Source organism: uncultured Anaerofustis sp., from assembly GCF_938029165.1.
GTDB lineage: Bacteria > Bacillota > Clostridia > Eubacteriales > Anaerofustaceae > Anaerofustis.
In genome coordinates this window covers 12,740-28,001 of sequence record NZ_CALHFB010000043.1, presented here as the reverse complement: position 1 = coordinate 28,001, position 15,262 = coordinate 12,740, and the positions used below count along the sequence as shown (strand labels likewise).

Annotated in this window: 17 protein-coding genes and 1 other annotated feature (1 of these 18 only partly in view); of the genes, 11 read left to right on the top strand and 6 right to left on the bottom strand. The window is 33.4% G+C overall.

What is annotated here, in order from left to right:
- The first annotated feature begins 545 nt into the window (after positions 1 to 545).
- The 4 genes from Q0516_RS07930 (at position 546) to Q0516_RS07915 (ending at position 5,927) form a co-directional block, all read left to right on the top strand.
- A complete protein-coding gene (locus Q0516_RS07930; RefSeq protein WP_294468532.1) occupies positions 546 to 878 on the top strand; it encodes a hypothetical protein in 333 nt (110 codons plus the stop codon).
- A gap of 294 nt (positions 879 to 1,172) precedes the next feature.
- Entirely contained in the window at positions 1,173 to 3,275 is a 2,103-nt protein-coding gene (locus Q0516_RS07925; protein WP_294468530.1) for a leucine-rich repeat protein, read from the top strand.
- A gap of 48 nt (positions 3,276 to 3,323) precedes the next feature.
- Positions 3,324 to 5,282, top strand: coding sequence for a leucine-rich repeat protein (locus Q0516_RS07920; protein ID WP_294468528.1), 1,959 nt, complete (start codon positions 3,324 to 3,326; stop codon positions 5,280 to 5,282).
- Between the two features lie 246 nt (positions 5,283 to 5,528).
- Positions 5,529 to 5,927 carry an Rrf2 family transcriptional regulator gene (locus Q0516_RS07915; RefSeq protein ID WP_294468525.1) on the top strand — a complete coding sequence of 133 codons (399 nt, stop codon included), beginning with the start codon at positions 5,529 to 5,531 and terminating at the stop codon, positions 5,925 to 5,927.
- 266 nt (positions 5,928 to 6,193) lie between these two features.
- Here the strand turns inward: Q0516_RS07915 and Q0516_RS07910 are convergent, their stop codons facing one another.
- From Q0516_RS07910 to Q0516_RS07900, 3 genes are all read right to left on the bottom strand, one after another.
- Positions 6,194 to 7,075, bottom strand: coding sequence for a cation diffusion facilitator family transporter (locus Q0516_RS07910; RefSeq protein ID WP_294468523.1), 882 nt, complete (start codon positions 7,073 to 7,075; stop codon positions 6,194 to 6,196).
- A 675-nt stretch (positions 7,076 to 7,750) separates the two neighbouring features.
- Positions 7,751 to 9,043: a PTS transporter subunit IIC gene (locus tag Q0516_RS07905; RefSeq protein WP_294468522.1), complete on the bottom strand. Its 1,293-nt coding sequence runs from the start codon at positions 9,041 to 9,043 to the stop codon at positions 7,751 to 7,753.
- Positions 9,044 to 9,104: 61 nt separating this feature from the next.
- Positions 9,105 to 9,755: a transaldolase family protein gene (locus Q0516_RS07900; protein WP_294468520.1), complete on the bottom strand. Its 651-nt coding sequence runs from the start codon at positions 9,753 to 9,755 to the stop codon at positions 9,105 to 9,107.
- Positions 9,756 to 9,925: 170 nt separating this feature from the next.
- Here Q0516_RS07900 and Q0516_RS07895 point away from each other — a divergent pair, with 170 nt between their 5' ends.
- Entirely contained in the window at positions 9,926 to 10,681 is a 756-nt protein-coding gene (locus Q0516_RS07895; RefSeq protein ID WP_294468518.1) for a DeoR/GlpR family DNA-binding transcription regulator, read from the top strand.
- A 238-nt stretch (positions 10,682 to 10,919) separates the two neighbouring features.
- Here the strand turns inward: Q0516_RS07895 and Q0516_RS07890 are convergent, their stop codons facing one another.
- The 3 genes from Q0516_RS07890 to Q0516_RS07880 form a co-directional block, all read right to left on the bottom strand.
- A complete protein-coding gene (locus tag Q0516_RS07890) occupies positions 10,920 to 11,195 on the bottom strand; it encodes a DUF6809 family protein (RefSeq protein WP_294468517.1) in 276 nt (91 codons plus the stop codon).
- Positions 11,196 to 11,239: 44 nt separating this feature from the next.
- Positions 11,240 to 11,368, bottom strand: coding sequence for a hypothetical protein (locus tag Q0516_RS07885; RefSeq protein ID WP_294468514.1), 129 nt, complete (start codon positions 11,366 to 11,368; stop codon positions 11,240 to 11,242).
- 68 nt (positions 11,369 to 11,436) lie between these two features.
- Entirely contained in the window at positions 11,437 to 11,592 is a 156-nt protein-coding gene (locus Q0516_RS07880; protein WP_294468513.1) for a helix-turn-helix transcriptional regulator, read from the bottom strand.
- 685 nt (positions 11,593 to 12,277) lie between these two features.
- Between Q0516_RS07880 and Q0516_RS07875 the strand changes: the two genes are divergently transcribed.
- The 6 genes from Q0516_RS07875 to rplA all read left to right on the top strand — a co-directional run bounded on the left by Q0516_RS07875 (position 12,278) and on the right by rplA (position 15,117).
- Positions 12,278 to 12,400, top strand: a complete 123-nt coding sequence (locus Q0516_RS07875; RefSeq protein WP_294468511.1) for a hypothetical protein — start codon at positions 12,278 to 12,280, stop codon at positions 12,398 to 12,400.
- Between the two features lie 537 nt (positions 12,401 to 12,937).
- Positions 12,938 to 13,087, top strand: coding sequence for a 50S ribosomal protein L33 (gene rpmG / locus Q0516_RS07870; RefSeq protein WP_007049596.1), 150 nt, complete (start codon positions 12,938 to 12,940; stop codon positions 13,085 to 13,087).
- Positions 13,088 to 13,099: 12 nt separating this feature from the next.
- Entirely contained in the window at positions 13,100 to 13,339 is a 240-nt protein-coding gene (gene secE / locus Q0516_RS07865) for a preprotein translocase subunit SecE (RefSeq protein ID WP_007049597.1), read from the top strand.
- Positions 13,340 to 13,345: 6 nt separating this feature from the next.
- Positions 13,346 to 13,903: a transcription termination/antitermination protein NusG gene (gene nusG / locus Q0516_RS07860; RefSeq protein ID WP_294468509.1), complete on the top strand. Its 558-nt coding sequence runs from the start codon at positions 13,346 to 13,348 to the stop codon at positions 13,901 to 13,903.
- A 23-nt stretch (positions 13,904 to 13,926) separates the two neighbouring features.
- Positions 13,927 to 14,352, top strand: a complete 426-nt coding sequence (gene rplK, locus Q0516_RS07855; protein ID WP_007049599.1) for a 50S ribosomal protein L11 — start codon at positions 13,927 to 13,929, stop codon at positions 14,350 to 14,352.
- Positions 14,353 to 14,427: 75 nt separating this feature from the next.
- The gene (gene rplA / locus Q0516_RS07850) at positions 14,428 to 15,117 is read left to right on the top strand and encodes a 50S ribosomal protein L1 (protein ID WP_294468506.1); all 690 of its coding nucleotides are present in this window, start codon (positions 14,428 to 14,430) and stop codon (positions 15,115 to 15,117) included.
- Positions 15,118 to 15,180: 63 nt separating this feature from the next.
- Positions 15,181 to 15,262, top strand: a sequence feature (ribosomal protein L10 leader region) (it continues 45 nt past the right edge of the window).

Below are 15,262 nucleotides of genomic sequence, written 5' to 3'. Positions count from 1 at the left end.
TTTTTTCCATCTTTTTTGGCTTCGGAAAAAAGATGGTCGCCCTTTAGGGCGAAATTGTAGTTTATTTAATAAGGGTAGTCGGTAATATTATATTACTGAGATTAAAGTAAAGAAAAACAGCTCGGCTAAGGGGGCTGTTTTTCTTGTTATTTAAGAGTATATGGTAAGTATTGATTTTAAATATATAGATATATATTTAAAATAATTCATCAGTAGATACAGGGTGTCTTGTTGCAATAAAAAAACAAGCATAAAAAACAGTACCGTAAATATAGGGCAGAAATATCCTTTTACTTACGGGTCTAGCCTTTTCTCCGAGAATGCTGTTTGGGATATATATCTGACGTAATAAAAATAGATTCGATATAGCTAGGTGTTTTGCAGTGGGTATAGATAACAAAGCCTTAGGAAATGTAAAAAGTTTTGAGATATATTTTAGCTTGAATTATAAAATAATGACTTATTACATCGATCCGTCGACTCCTCTCACTGATGTTGTAGATAAAGACGAAATCTCGTTAGAGGGCTTACATTAAAACATACTAATGAATATGGTAATTTTAGAAGTGACGATGCCTACACGCAGTGCGGAGTGCGAAGGCTGCAGTGAAAAGGATACAGAGAACCATAAGTGGAATAAAGGTATCGTAAAAATCAAGTCCACTGAAGATAAAAATGGTATTATGATTTATACCTGCAGTGCATGTTCAAAGGCAAAAACCGAAGCTATACCAAAATCAAATGGTGGTTATAAACGTAACTATAAAGATAAGAATGATGATAATAAAGATAACAATATTATAGACATTAATATTCCCCCTGAAAATAAAGATAGCGGTAAAAATAATTACCCCTGCTATACCGGATGCCTACGATAGTAGTGATATATAGTAGTGATATGATGTTATATGCTTTATCATTTGTATTATCTTTATGGGTGTGTTTGTGATTATGGTCATTAAAAAAGATGATTAAGAAGCATTACGAAGTATTATCGGTCAGTGTTTAATTTATTTCATTAAGAATAAAATGAATTTAGTATACAAGCGCTTATTAAACATCTCTTTAGTAGAGATGTTTTTTGTTAAAAAATTATTAAGAATTATTTAAACGTTTGCTTTGTATCGGGTAAAGTAGTATAATTTATATATATAATTGAGGGAGAGAAAAAAATGAAAAAAAGATTTGTTGCGTTTATTTTGGGTATCTTTATGCTAATAAGTATAATGATGCCTTTTTCTGTCTTAGGGGCGGAAAAAGAGGATGTTGCTAAGAATGATTTTAGCGTAAAAAAAGAAAATAAAGTTAATGTTAAAGGAATTTCGCCTACCGGTTCTTACGGTAATTTTACTTATTCCGAATCGGATCCGGATAATGTAGGAAATATAACAATAACGAAATATAAAGGTTCATCTGCTACTGTTACTGTACCGAATTTAATAGAAGGTAAAAAAGTAACAAAAATCGGACAGTCAGCATTTTATAATAATCAATCATTAATAACCGTTAATATTCCAAGTTCTGTAAAGATAATTGACTTTTATGCTTTTCAGCTTTGCAAAAAATTAAAAAATGTAAACTTTTCTGAAGGTATTGAGGAAATTCATTATGCTTTTTATGGATGCAATTCAATTAAGAGTGTTAAAATACCTGATTCCATAAAAGATTTGGATTGTGCTTTTATCAACTGTAAATCCTTAAGCCGTGTAACACTGCCCAAAGATGCTAAAGGGCTTAAAATGCCTGCGGCTTTTAAAGGCACTGCCTTGAAAAATGTAGTAGTTCCAAATGGGGTTGTTGATATTTCATCTGCTTTTAATGCTTGTTTTTCGCTTAAAAAGGCTATATTACCTAAAACCGCTAATGGTTTAAAAATGGACAGTACATTTGATTGGTGCCCTCTATTGGAAACAGCAAATATACCAAATGGTACTGTAGATATTTCATATGCTTTTCGTGATTGTGCGAGCCTTAAAAAGATTGTAGTACCTAATAGTGTTACTAATATGAATAGAGCTTTTGGTAAATGCAGTAACTTAGTATCTGCAAATATTTCTAAGAATGCAGAAGATATTTCAAAAGTATTTTATAATTGTAAAAAATTAAAATCTTCTTTAACAATACCAAAATCAGTAACTAAATGGGAAAGTGCTATTGCATATTGCGGTAATGTAAAGAATGTTAAAATAGAAAATGGTATTAAAAGTTTGGATTATGAATGTTTGTACGGTACAGGGATTTCATCATTGAATATTCCAAACTCTGTAAAAAGTATAGGAACCAATGCATTGAGTGCGTGTAAATTTAAGCAAATAAATATTCCAAATTCTGTAGTGTCTATAGACAATGAGGCTTTTAGTTATAATTTTAAATTAGAAAAAATAAATATTCCTTATTCGGTAGAAAATGTAGGAGAAAATATATTTGAATACTGTAAGGCTCTTAAAAGTGTAAACATAGAAAATAAAACTGCTGTTGAAAACTCAAAGACAGTTACATATGGATTAAAAGTTATTTCTAAAGAAATGTTAAAGGGATGTTCATCTATTAAAAAAATAGTTTTGCCTAAGTCTGTTACATCTGTAAATCCACGTGCTTTTTATGGATGCAAGAACTTGGAAGTTGCTGTTATACCAAAGAGTGTTACATGGATATCTGGCAGCGTATTTGATAAATGTAGTAAGGATTTGGTTATACAGGGGATTAAAGGTTCTTATGCCGAAAAATTTGCTAAATCCCGTAAAATTCCTTTTGTTTCTACCAAGATAACAAAAGTAGCTTTAAATAAAAAATCATTTAGTTTGGGAGTTGGAACTAAATATGCTTTAAAAACAAAAGTTGCACCTTCCAATGCCAGTTATAAAGCTATAAAATGGATGAGTTCAAATAAAAAAATTGCGACAGTCTCTTCTAAGGGAAAAGTTTTGCCTAAGAAAGTCGGTAAGGTTAAAATCACTGCTAAAGCTAAAGACGGAAGCGGGAAATACGCTAAGGTTTTAATAAAGGTAGTTCCTGCCAAAGTCAAAAAAATCAAAATATCATCCGGGTATAAAAGAGCAACTATCAATATAAAGAAGACTAAAGGTGCAAAAAAATATGATATTTATCGTTCAACAAAGAAAAACAAAGGCTTTAAAAAGATAAAGACCACTTCTTTCAGAAAATATATAAATACAAATCTAAAATCAAAAAAAACATATTATTACAAAGTAAGAGCTATATATGGAAGTTATAAGGGAAGTTTCAGTAAAGTATATAAAGTGAGGATTAAATAATATTTTATATAAAAGTAATATTAAATTACATTATTTTAGGGGGACAAAATGAAAAATAAATGTTTGGCATTTTTAATTTGCTTGTTTATGGTTTTAAGTATTCAAACTCCGTTTTCAGTTTATGCATCAAATAAAATAATATCTAAAAAAAATATTTTGGTAAATTCCAATAATATAAATAAGGATAAGAGTTTAGGTGTTTATAATAGGTTTTATTATTCAATGCCTGAAGATTTTGACAGTATTGATCAGCGGTTACAAATAGATGGATATCAGGGAGAGATTCCCGAAGAATTGGAAATTCCTTCAACAATCAATGGTTTAACTGTTAAATCAATTAATGATTATGCTTTTAAAGGAAGTGAAAAACTAAAAAAAGTAGTCCTGCCGGAAACTATAATCGGTATTGGTGAAGGAGCTTTTGAAAATTGCAGAAAATTAACGGATATTAAATTACCATTATCTTTAACAATAATACATAGTTCATTTTTAGGATGTACATCTTTAAAATCGGTAACATTGCCGGAAAAGATAGAGTATATTGATGGTGCATTTGAAAATTGCACTAATTTAACTGACATTAATCTTCCTGACAGTATTAGTAATATGAGTTATGCTTTTAAAAATTGTATATCTTTAAAAAAAGTTATTATCCCAAAAAACGTAAGAGAAATGAGTGGAGCATTTGACAGTTGCTATAATTTAACAGATGTTAAATTTCCCAAGAATATGAAAAGCGTTAACTTGAGTAAAACTTTTAATGATTGCAGTAAGTTAAAAAGTGTTGAACTTCCCGAGGGGGTTGAAGCATTGAATGAAACATTTAAATTTTGCGAAAGTTTAATTCAAATTAGTATACCAAAAAGCGTTAATGATATTAGGGGTGCTTTCATAAATTGTAAATCTATAAAAAAAATATCTATTCCGCCATCTGTCAGTTATACCGGGAGTGCATTTGTAGGATGCGAAAAATTAAGCAGTGTTAAATTTGAAGGAAATATAAAATTTATTGATTATAATTGTTTTATGAATACTCCATCTTTAAAGAAAATAGATATTCCGCAGAGTGTTACTTCGGTTGAGTATAAGTCATTTTACAACAGCGGATTAACATCTGTTACAATTCCGCCGGATGTAAAGTCATTGGGGGACGGAGCATTCCGATACTGTAATAATTTAAAGTCCGTTAATATTAAAAATAAGGCAGTGAAAAAGGGAAAAAAGACAGTACTCACCGGACTTAAGACTATTCCCTCTTATGCCTTTGCAAATTGTTCTTCACTTACAAAGATTTCATTACCCAAAAGTATTAAAAACATTAAATCAAAAGCATTTATGGGGTGTAAGAATTTAAAAATAGCAGTAATACCAAAGAATGTTACTTCGATAAGTAAAAATACATTTTCTAACTGCGGGAAATTTATTATACATGGCTCAAAAGGCTCATATGCTCAAACTTTTGCTAAAAAATATAAAATACCTTTTGTTTCGGTCAAGGTATCAAAAGTAAAATTAAACAAATCTTCTTTGAAATTGGCTGTCGGCAGCGGATATACTTTGAGAGTCAGTGTATCACCTTCAAACGCAAGCTATAAATCAATGAAATTTACAACATCCAACAAGAGGATAGCTGTTGTATCTTCAAAGGGAAAGATAACAGCGAAATATCCTGGAAGAGCATATATATACTCAAAGGCAAAAGACGGAAGCGGGAAATATGCGAGAGTTACCGTAACAGTGGTACCGAAGAAAGTATCAAAATTAAAACTTACAAGTGGAAAGAAAAAAGCGACGATTAGTATATCAAAGACATCGGGAGCAAAGAAGTATGATATTTATCGTTCAACAAAGAAAAACAAAGGCTTTAAAAAGATAAAGACCACTTCTTCCAGAAAATATGTAAACAAGAAGTTAAAATCAAGAAAGACTTATTACTATAAAGTAAAAGCGATTAACGGGAAATATAAAGGAAGTTTTTCTAAAGTTTATAAGGTAAAAGTTAAATAGGAAAAAAGGACTGCCTAAGCGGTCCTTTTTGTTTTTTATTATGTGTTTTCATAACATATAATAAATAATTTGTCGAAATTTGTATACTTTTTTAATTATTTATATTATAATATGATTGTAATTGAGTCAATACTCAACTAGATATGTGAACTTTAAATATAGTTATTTTTAAGTAACTAGATAAAATGATTTATAATAATTGATTGATTTGTTTGAAATTAAGATAAATATAAATATGGTGAGAAAATGCAGTTAAATATAACTACGGATTATGCAATAAGATCTCTTATATATATTGCCGAAAAAGGTAGGGAAGTAAGCCGAAGAGAGATATGCTCCAAAACGAAGATACCTGAAAATTATTTGTACAAGTTAATGGCAAAGTTCAGAGAATGCGGGTATGTAGAGGCTATAAGGGGTATTGACGGAGGATACAAATTAATAGTTTCTCCAAAGGATATATCCGTATTTGATATAATTACTTTGGTGGAAGGTCCGATAAATATAAATAGGTGTACCTCTGACGGCAGAAGCTGTTCAAAAAGAGGTAACGGTAACTGTAAAGTACATGCTTTCTATGTGGGGCTTCAGGGAAATATCGAAAGAATACTCAGAAGGACCACACTTAAAAGTTTGATGAAATAATTTATTAACATGCCCATAATATCTTATTTGATATTATAAGCTAAATTTCCTTTTGATTATTAATATCTAACCCATACGTATAAATAAAAAAGGAAATTTAGCAATAGATAATAATACTTAGGTATTAATATAAACTTTTCAACTCTAAAATAAATTTAAAAGGGGGAGATATAAAAAGGAATATATATAATAACCTTAATACTAAAAAATTCATTTAAATCAACTAATTAAAAAACGACCGCTTTGCAGGCGGTCGTTTTATTATATTAAAAGAATATCGGGTCTACGTGGACCATGCAGTGCTTTACTCCTTCAAATTCCGTTTCTATAGCCTGATGAACGTTCATTGCGATATGATGTCCCTCTGCGACCGATATCTCTCCGTTTACATATATTATTATGTCAACGTATTTTTTGCTTGCAAACAGTCTTGTCTTTATGTCCTTTATGGAATATACTCCGTCGATATTTAAAATGACTTCTTTCATTTCTTTTATGGTTTGTTCGTCGCAGGATTTATCCACAACTTTATCCACACTGTCTTTTCCTATATCGAAGGCTGCTTTGAATATGAGTATACATATAACTATACAAGCTATAGGGTCAAGGATAGGGTATCCGAGCCTTGCTCCGAGGATACCTACAAAACTTCCGACAGAGGAAAGGGCGTCGGATCTATGATGCCATGCGTCAGCCATTAAAGCTGTAGAACCTGTCTTTTTTCCTGCATTCATTGTCACTCTGAACATTATTTCCTTGGTTATGACCGATAGTATCGCTACGTATAAAGCGATACTTCCGGGAGTTGAAATCTGTGTATGGTTTACTATTTTTACTATCCCGTCATATCCTATCCCCGCACCTATTACCGCGAGGAAAGCGGATAGATACATTCCTACCACGCATTCCAGCCTTTCGTGACCGTAGCGGTGGTCTTTATCGGATTCTTTGCTTGAAACATTTATCCCCACCATTACCGCTACTGTGCTGAACACGTCGGATAATGAATGGACGCCGTCTGATATAAGGGCTGAAGACATTGCAAAGAGACCTACCGCTACCTTTACTATAGATAATAGGATATTCACTATCATGCTCCACCATGAGACTTTCATTGCGATTTGTTTGTTTTCCAAAGTCTTATCCATTTTTAACTCCTTATGTTTATAAAAAAAATATATCCATGAAACCCACAGATATATCCTGCTGCTTTTAGCCCGACCTAAGTCTGTTTAATACAATACGATATTTCGCTAAATTTATTAGACGTATATTACTACATATCTCATTATATGTCAAGGCGGTCATTATCGTTCTTTTAAAATAGAAAGATTTAATGAAACACGCTATTAGCAGGCGGTCGCTCTATTCTTCTGAGCTGCGAAAAAATTTATTAAATATGAAGCTATTATCAGTAATTCACAAAGTATGCTGCGTTCACTTAGAAGGGGTATATGTGTATAAATAAGGTAATGAAGTAAAGATAAAGCGTATTTGTTTCTGATATGCATTCTAATTTGAAAATCAATAAATCATATTTGATATCATTTATTAGTATATTAATATATCTATTTTACTCATTAGTCGGTGATTAAAGCTAGGAAAGGGTAAAATAAAATATTAAGAAGCTTTTGTTTTCTTCGGCTGATATCGAAATTTAAAATAAGGATTGGCTGTAAAAGAAAATATTAAAATTAAGTTGTTTATAATTAAAATAATTTAAAAATAAGGGATTGCAGAACGGCTTGATATTATTATAAAAAGGTGCAGGAGGCAGGACCTCTTACACCTTTTGCCGTAAAATATATTTAGTTATTTAAAGATTATGTCAAGAATAATTTTGCAAGTGCGAACGGTATCCAAGAATACCACTGAAAAGCTGCTCCGAGGCATGTAAGCTGTGCCGCTCCTTCGGGAACCGTTAGGTTTGCGTTGCTTGCAAGTCCCGTCATATAAGGTGCTGCATATGATGCAACGTAAAGTACTATTATCATTGTTATGGTCGCCATTATAAGTGCTCTGAATAAGTTGCCTTTGCAAGGTACTACGGAAAATATGACAGCAAAAGTAAGAACGGACAAGTCAGCCAAAGGAAGTGTGGTGTTTCCCGGAAGTATAAAAGCCAACAGTAAAGTTATAGGTATCATGAGTAACCCCGTTGCTATTACGAATGGGTGTCCGGTAGCAACCGCAGCGTCAAGACCTATGTAAATTTCTTTGCCCGGAAATCTCTTGTTTAGGAATTCCTGTGTTGCTTCCGAAATTACCATCAAGCCTTCCATCAATAAAGATATCATTCTCGGTATTAGTAGGAGTACTGCGGCTACGTTCATGCCAACGATAAATATCTGCTGTATCGCAGTTACTACATTTACTTCCGGTGCGGAGAACTGAGCTGCCGCTGATAGTAAGCCGCCTATAATAAGACCGAGCATCATAGGTTCTCCGAGAAGACCTAATTTTTCAACTATTCCGTCTGTGGTCCATTCAATGTCTTTTACTCCCGGTATCCTGTCGAGGAGCCAGTTGAGCGGATATGTGATTATCGCCCAGTTTACAGCCTGCATATGAGGCAGTGATATCCCCTCAAGTCCGAGGACTTCTTCGCAGTCTTTCTGAGTCCAGTCTGCCAATTTGAAACATATCGCCATATTTACTATAGATGATAAAACGGCTACGAATACGTTTCCCGTTACAAGCACTATACAGGAAGCTATAAAGAGTGCATGCCAGTAGTTCCAAATATCGATATCCATGGTCTTTGTCAAACCGAACAATAACATCACTACATTGGTAAGAAGGATAGCCATGAATACCAAAGGCACTATTTCCGTGCTCCATGCAAGTGCTGATGCGGTCGCCCAGCCGGTATCTATGGCAGTAAGTTTAAAACCCAGGTTTTTTACCAAGTCGTTTGCCACAGGGGTAATGGTGCTGGACATAAGACCGATGACAAGATTAAGACCGATAAAACCAATTCCGAATGTGACTCCGGCTCTTACGACATCTCCAAACTTCGCTCCCATTATTAGGCCTATTATAATCAATATGATAGGCATCATTACTGCTGCACCCATATCGATTATAAAGTTAAAAATACTCATTATAAAATCCATTTTATTTCCTCCTTTCGTTTTAATGAATTTTAAATATTAATTATGCTTAATATTTATGTACTTATTTATATATAGAGTCATAATCCCTGGTGAAGTTCTCTATCCCGATTTCCGTCAAAGGATGTTCAAATAATTGATTGAATACTTTGTATGTAAGAGCAAGAGAGTCCGCTCCGTTTAATACTGCATTTATCGCTTCGTTACAGTTTTTTATGCTCGCGGCTATGACTTGAGACTTTATATCATAAAAATCATAAATTTCCCTTACTTGTTTGAATAACGTAAGACCGTCGTGTCCTATATCGTTCACTCTTCCTATAAAGGGACTTATGAAGGGTGAAGCAGCAAGTCCTGCCGCAAGTGCCTGTGCGGGGTTGAATATCAGCGTTGCATTCGTATTGACCCCGAGAGGTACCAGAGTGTTTATGGCTTTTATCCCTTCAAGGTTTGCGGGTATCTTTATTACCATATTTTCGGACATCGAAGAAAGCTCCTGAGCTTCGTTTATTATATCCTCCGCCTTTGTGGAAATGGCTTCGACCGCAACGGGTCCGTCGAATATGCTTCTAATATCCCTCAGTACATCTTCGTAAGTCCTTCCAGCTTTGGACATCTTGTTAGGGTTTGTCGCTATCCCGGCTACTATCCCTGTTTTCAAAGCCTCTTCAATTTCCTTAATATTAGCGGTGTCCAAAAAAATCCTATATTTCATTTTACATTCCTCCAAGTAAAATATAACATTTAAATGTTAATTTAATATCATTGATACTATCTTTAATTACAGTATATATCCGCAATGTGTCATTGTCAACTTACATTTAAATGTTAAATATCTTGACAAATCTAACATAAAAATGTAAGATCATATCAGGAGGTGTTATCATGGCATCGAAAAGAACGATGATAATCTATAACTACATCAAGAAAAAGGGAGAAGTGAGCCTTAAGGAGCTGTGCGAGCTGTTCCCTGATTATACTCAAATGACAATAAGGAGAGACCTTAATTCTCTTCAGGAAAACGGGTATATAATAAGGACGAGGGGAGGGGCGGTACTAAACGATAATATACTCAGAGAGGATTTGACTCACCAGCACCGAAAAGTAGTAAATAAATTTGAAAAAAGCAAGATAGCGGTAAAAGCTTTGGATTATATAGATAAAGGGAGCTGTCTTTATATGGATTCGGGGACTACGGTTTTGGAGCTGGCAAAAATAATCCCCGACGAATATTGTTTTGTTACCACCAACGACCCTATAACCGCTCTTGATTTACAGCAAAAGAACAATATAGATATAAACCTTACCGGAGGGACCCTCAATAAAAGGGCAGTTTCTTTAGCGGGACCTACCGCACTTTACAGCATAGATAAGGTAAATATAGATACTGCGTTTTTAAGCGCTTCCGGATTTAGCATTGACGGAGGATTTTCAAGCCTTATTTACAATGAATGCGAGCTTAAAAGAAAAGTCATGGAAAATGCAAATAAAGTGATAATGCTTATAGACTGCAATAAATTCGATATCATAAGTCCTTATCCTTTTGCTTCTTTTAAAGATATAGATATCCTGATAACCGATGACAGACCGAGTGATAAGATACTTTCTTTGGCTGAGGAGAATGGGTGTAAGGTTGTGTAGGGGCTCTGTCCCTAAAACCCTTTATAAGGGGCGCTGCCCCTTACACCCCGGCACTTTTTAAAAGATTAAAAAGTACCAAAAAATCTCCGCTAAAGCCGCGGAGGCTTAAAGCGACTGGATTTTCTACAAAATGCTGCCCGCATTTTGTGAAACAGTCGCTATCCCGACCCTTTTGGGAACATTTATATCTTAAATAAAGGTAATATCCATAAATAAAAAAACACCCATTAGGAGTGTTTTATTCATCTTCTTCCAATATATCTTTCATCATTTTAGCTCCAAGTCTGAAACCCACGATAAAATAATGAGAACAGTTAGCTAAATTATAATCAAGCCACTTTTTGGTCAATTCTTCAAATCCTTCTGTTTGTTCCTTTGATAAACTTTCGCTGAAATTACTTTCCTTTTTAAATAAAAGCCTTCCTTTTTCTAAAACCTCGTCGCTTAATTCACTTTTGATATCCATCGGTTCTATATTCCTGTAAAACAAATCTTCCAATATTTTTCTTTTCATTTTTTACTCCTTTTAAATTTAAAAAGTGCTAAAATCATTTAGCACTATACATATTCTAACGTTTCCTCTAAATCCAACGTTTTTAAATAATTCAAGTTTTTGACCAAAACTTGCCTTTCTTCTTTTGTGCAGTCTTTAAACAGTAAATCAATTTCTCTCACGGTAATAAACATAGACCTTTTACCCAAGTCCAAATCTAAAAGTTCATCTAAACTTATATTTAAAATATTAGCAATGTTTACTATGGTCTGAAGTGATACTTTTCATTGCCGTTTTCTATATGGCTGAGGTGACTTACAGACAGGTTCACGTACTCCGCTAATTTTTCCTGGGTAAGCCCTTGTTCTTTTCTTTGTTGTTTTAACCTTTTTCCTAATTTTCTATAGTCTATTTTCATCTTATATCCGTTTTTGTTTTTTATTTTAAATAATATTTATCTCTTTTTTAATAAGGCTATTCAGATTGTGATTTTGTGATTTATATCTGTTGAGTCGTTGTAATTGCTTATTATCAGTGCATCTCATTTAATCACTGTTGCAGATTGTACGGTTAATATTATTTTAATATTTATTTATTGATATTTGAATAGACTTATAGAATAGAAGTATTCTATGAGTTATAATTATGAAAAATTTTAAATTTGCTTTGTATTTTTGAATGTGATTTTATTTAAGTAGGTTAATAAATAATAATCTAATGTTGAATAAGAAAGTTTATATTAGTAAGAGTGAGTAAACAGCAATAATTTTGAAAAAACTTTTATATAATAAATAAATTAATTTGTGATAAACCCCGTAAAAAAAGAATGAATTTGTATTCATTTTATTATCTTATCGTTTATAATTCATAAGTTTTATTTTAGTATGAAGAGGAACAAAAACTATCAAAAATCATATATTATAGTTTTGCAGAAAAATAAAAGGTTATTCTAAAATTCCAGTAAACAAATCTCTTAGGTAATATGCAGATAATTGTATATTGTAAGTTTAATATCTCTTTTAGCGAAGCTCTTAGCCCCACGCAGTGGAAGCGTTTTTCGCGAAATTTTTTCGCTTAGGAAAAAATTTTGCGGGGTGTAAGGGGTGGAACCCCTTTATATTACATCTAAAGAAATAGATAATATTCTAAAGGATTTAAACGAAAAAGAAAGAATATTTATAATGGATATGGTCAAATACATGTCTGAAAACAAAAAAGACTTATAATATGATTTAAGTCTTTTTTATTTCCTCAGGTAAATAGCGGGTGAATGACAAAAGCAAGTTAAAGATCTTTTTTATGAAAACTTAAGTATAATAAGTAATTTGAAGATAAAACTTTTCATATTAACGGGGAAGGGGTAGCGACTGTTCCCAGAAAATCGGGCAGATTTTCTGAAGAAATCCAGTCGCGTTGAGAGCCATCACGGCGAATGAGTGAAAGCATTTTATCGAATATTTTTTGCTTCGGAAAAATATTCGCAGGGTTCCTAAGGGACAGCGTCCATTATAAAGGTTCGTAGGTCGAAGCATTGCAAGGTTTTCTCCCTAAAAAATTTCAAAAAAATCCCTTATTTCTCTTGATTTTTCCTGTGTATATGGTATACTAATTGTGCTAAAGGCGAAAAAAGCCTTTTTTTAATGTTGCAAACCGGATTTTTATTGAGTGATGTGGACCGCTTGTAAAAAGTAAAGTTTGCAGAGATTTCGTATTTAATCCTGTAGGTATGAAATTTCACAAGAATACAGCGGAGGTTGTAAATAATGAGAGTAAAAGTAACACTTGCATGTGAAGAGTGTAAACAAAGAAACTATAATACAATGAAAAATAAAGATAATCCAAAAGAAAGATTAGAACTTAAAAAGTATTGTAGATTTTGCAAGAAACATACTAATCATAAGGAAACAAAATAAGGGGTATGGATCATGGCAAAAGGTAATAAAAATGCTAAAGCCGTAAAGAAACCTGAATTTTTTCTAATTAGATGGTTTAAAAGCGTCTCAAACTTTTTTAGAGGCGTGTCTGTGGAACTAAAAAAAGTTACATGGCCTACAAAGGATGAATTAATTCAGTACACAATAGTGGTTGTCGTAATTTGTGCGGTACTGACACTGTTTATTTGGGGCTTGGATACTGTTTTAGGTTTATTAAAAGGTCTTTTTTAGTAGGTAATGGATATGAGTGAAAATGTAAAACAAATTGAAAGCGACAGCACTAGAGCACTTTGGTATGTTGCGCATACTTATTCCGGATATGAAAACAAGGTCAAAGAAAATATCGAAGCCGCTGTTATCAGAAGGAATATGTCGGATATAATCGAAGAAGTCGTAGTGCCTATGCATAAAGTAGAAGAGACTAAAAACGGAGAAAGAAAAGTAGTAGAAAAGAAAGTCTTTCCCGGATATGTTTTGGTAAAAATGTACATGACCGATGACGCTTGGTATATCGTAAGAAATACCAGAGGGGTGACCGGATTTGTAGGTCCCGCATCAAAACCTGTACCGTTAACCGAAGAAGAACTTAGAAATCTAGGGATAATCGAAAAAGAAACGATTACTACCGATCTTGAAATCGGCGATGAAATAGAAGTTTTATCCGGACCGTTCGAGAACTACACGGGAGTAATAGAAGAAATAAATATAGATAAAGCTAAATTAAAAGTAAACATATCTATGTTCGGCAGGGAAACACCTGTAGAACTTGATTTTACACAAGTAAGTAAATTTTAATTGAATTTTTAGGAGATAGAAAAATGGCAAAGAAAATTGTTGGAATGATAAAATTACAAATTCCTGCAGGTAAAGCAACACCTGCACCACCTGTTGGACCTGCTCTTGGTCAGCATGGTGTAAACATCATGGACTTTTGTAAAGCATTTAACGCAAAAACAGAATCACAAGGCGGACTTATAATCCCTGTTGTAATCAGCGTATATCAAGACCGTTCTTATACATTTATAACAAAGACACCACCTGCACCGGTTCTTATCAAAAAAGCCCTTAACTTACAAAAAGCAAGCGGCGAACCAAACAGAAACAAGGTGGCTCAGTTAACAAAAGCGCAAGTTAAAGAAATTGCGGAAATGAAAATGCCTGACTTGAACGCAGCTACAATCGAAACAGCTATGAGTATGATTGAAGGTACTGCAAGAAGTATGGGTATCACAGTAGAAGAATAATAAGGAATTATTTATTTCGTAGTATGTGGGAGAGATAAATAAGGATTTAAATGTAACCACACAGGAGGATATATAATGAAAAAAGGTAAAAATTATCTTGCAAAAAAAGAAATGCTTGAACAAGGTAAAGCATACGATATAAACGAAGCTGTAGCTCTAATTAAAAAAATGGCAACAGCTAAATTTGACGAAACGGTTGAACTTCACGTTAAACTAGGTGTTGACTCAAGACATGCAGATCAACAAGTTCGTGGAGCTATCGTGCTTCCTCACGGAACGGGAAAAACAGTTAGAGTATTGGTATTCGCTAAAGGCGAAAAAGCCGAAGAAGCTAAAGCTGCCGGCGCTGATTATGTAGGTGCCGAAGAATACTTGGATAAAATCCAAAAAGAAGGCTGGTTTGAATTCGACGCAGTAGTAGCAACTCCCGATATGATGGGTGTTGTTGGTAGACTCGGTAGAGTACTTGGTCCTAAAGGTTTAATGCCAAACCCTAAATCAGGTACGGTAACATTCGATGTTGAAAAAGCCGTTAAAGAAATCAAAGCCGGTAAAGTTGAATACAGACTTGATAAATCAAACATCATTCACGTTGCTATAGCTAAAGCAAGCTTCAGTGAACAGCAAATCGAAGAAAACTTAAACACATTGATAGAAGCGGTTAAAAAAGCAAAACCATCTGCTGCTAAAGGCCAATATTTCAGAAGCGTTACTCTAACAAGCACAATGTCTCCCGGAATAAAACTTTCAGTTGCAAAATTCTAATTAATGTTGTATAATAATTAAGCTTTAAAATTAAATAAAACTTATTCACGTCTTTAAAAGGGTAAGACCTTTTAATATATACCGCAGACAGCAGGGGGAGAAGATCCGTAAAGTTCCTGCCGAGGTTAAGAGTGGAGTTACAAGT

Bases quoted from the DNA above. Each gene is read 5' to 3' on its own strand.
- Q0516_RS07905 (WP_294468522.1), bottom strand. From the start codon at position 9,043: ATGGATTTTATAATGAGTATTTTTAACTTTATAATCGATATGGGTGCA.
- Q0516_RS07895 (WP_294468518.1), top strand. From the start codon at position 9,926: ATGGCATCGAAAAGAACGATGATAATCTATAACTACATCAAGAAAAAG.
- nusG (WP_294468509.1), top strand. From the start codon at position 13,346: ATGGATATGAGTGAAAATGTAAAACAAATTGAAAGCGACAGCACTAGA.
- Q0516_RS07880 (WP_294468513.1), bottom strand. From the start codon at position 11,592: ATGAAAATAGACTATAGAAAATTAGGAAAAAGGTTAAAACAACAAAGA.
- Q0516_RS07915 (WP_294468525.1), top strand. From the start codon at position 5,529: ATGCAGTTAAATATAACTACGGATTATGCAATAAGATCTCTTATATAT.
- Q0516_RS07890 (WP_294468517.1), bottom strand. From the start codon at position 11,195: ATGAAAAGAAAAATATTGGAAGATTTGTTTTACAGGAATATAGAACCG.
- Q0516_RS07885 (WP_294468514.1), bottom strand. From the start codon at position 11,368: ATGTTTATTACCGTGAGAGAAATTGATTTACTGTTTAAAGACTGCACA.
- Q0516_RS07930 (WP_294468532.1), top strand. From the start codon at position 546: ATGAATATGGTAATTTTAGAAGTGACGATGCCTACACGCAGTGCGGAG.
- rplA (WP_294468506.1), top strand. From the start codon at position 14,428: ATGAAAAAAGGTAAAAATTATCTTGCAAAAAAAGAAATGCTTGAACAA.
- rpmG (WP_007049596.1), top strand. From the start codon at position 12,938: ATGAGAGTAAAAGTAACACTTGCATGTGAAGAGTGTAAACAAAGAAAC.
- Q0516_RS07920 (WP_294468528.1), top strand. From the start codon at position 3,324: ATGAAAAATAAATGTTTGGCATTTTTAATTTGCTTGTTTATGGTTTTA.
- Q0516_RS07925 (WP_294468530.1), top strand. From the start codon at position 1,173: ATGAAAAAAAGATTTGTTGCGTTTATTTTGGGTATCTTTATGCTAATA.
- Q0516_RS07910 (WP_294468523.1), bottom strand. From the start codon at position 7,075: ATGGATAAGACTTTGGAAAACAAACAAATCGCAATGAAAGTCTCATGG.
- Q0516_RS07900 (WP_294468520.1), bottom strand. From the start codon at position 9,755: ATGAAATATAGGATTTTTTTGGACACCGCTAATATTAAGGAAATTGAA.
- secE (WP_007049597.1), top strand. From the start codon at position 13,100: ATGGCAAAAGGTAATAAAAATGCTAAAGCCGTAAAGAAACCTGAATTT.
- rplK (WP_007049599.1), top strand. From the start codon at position 13,927: ATGGCAAAGAAAATTGTTGGAATGATAAAATTACAAATTCCTGCAGGT.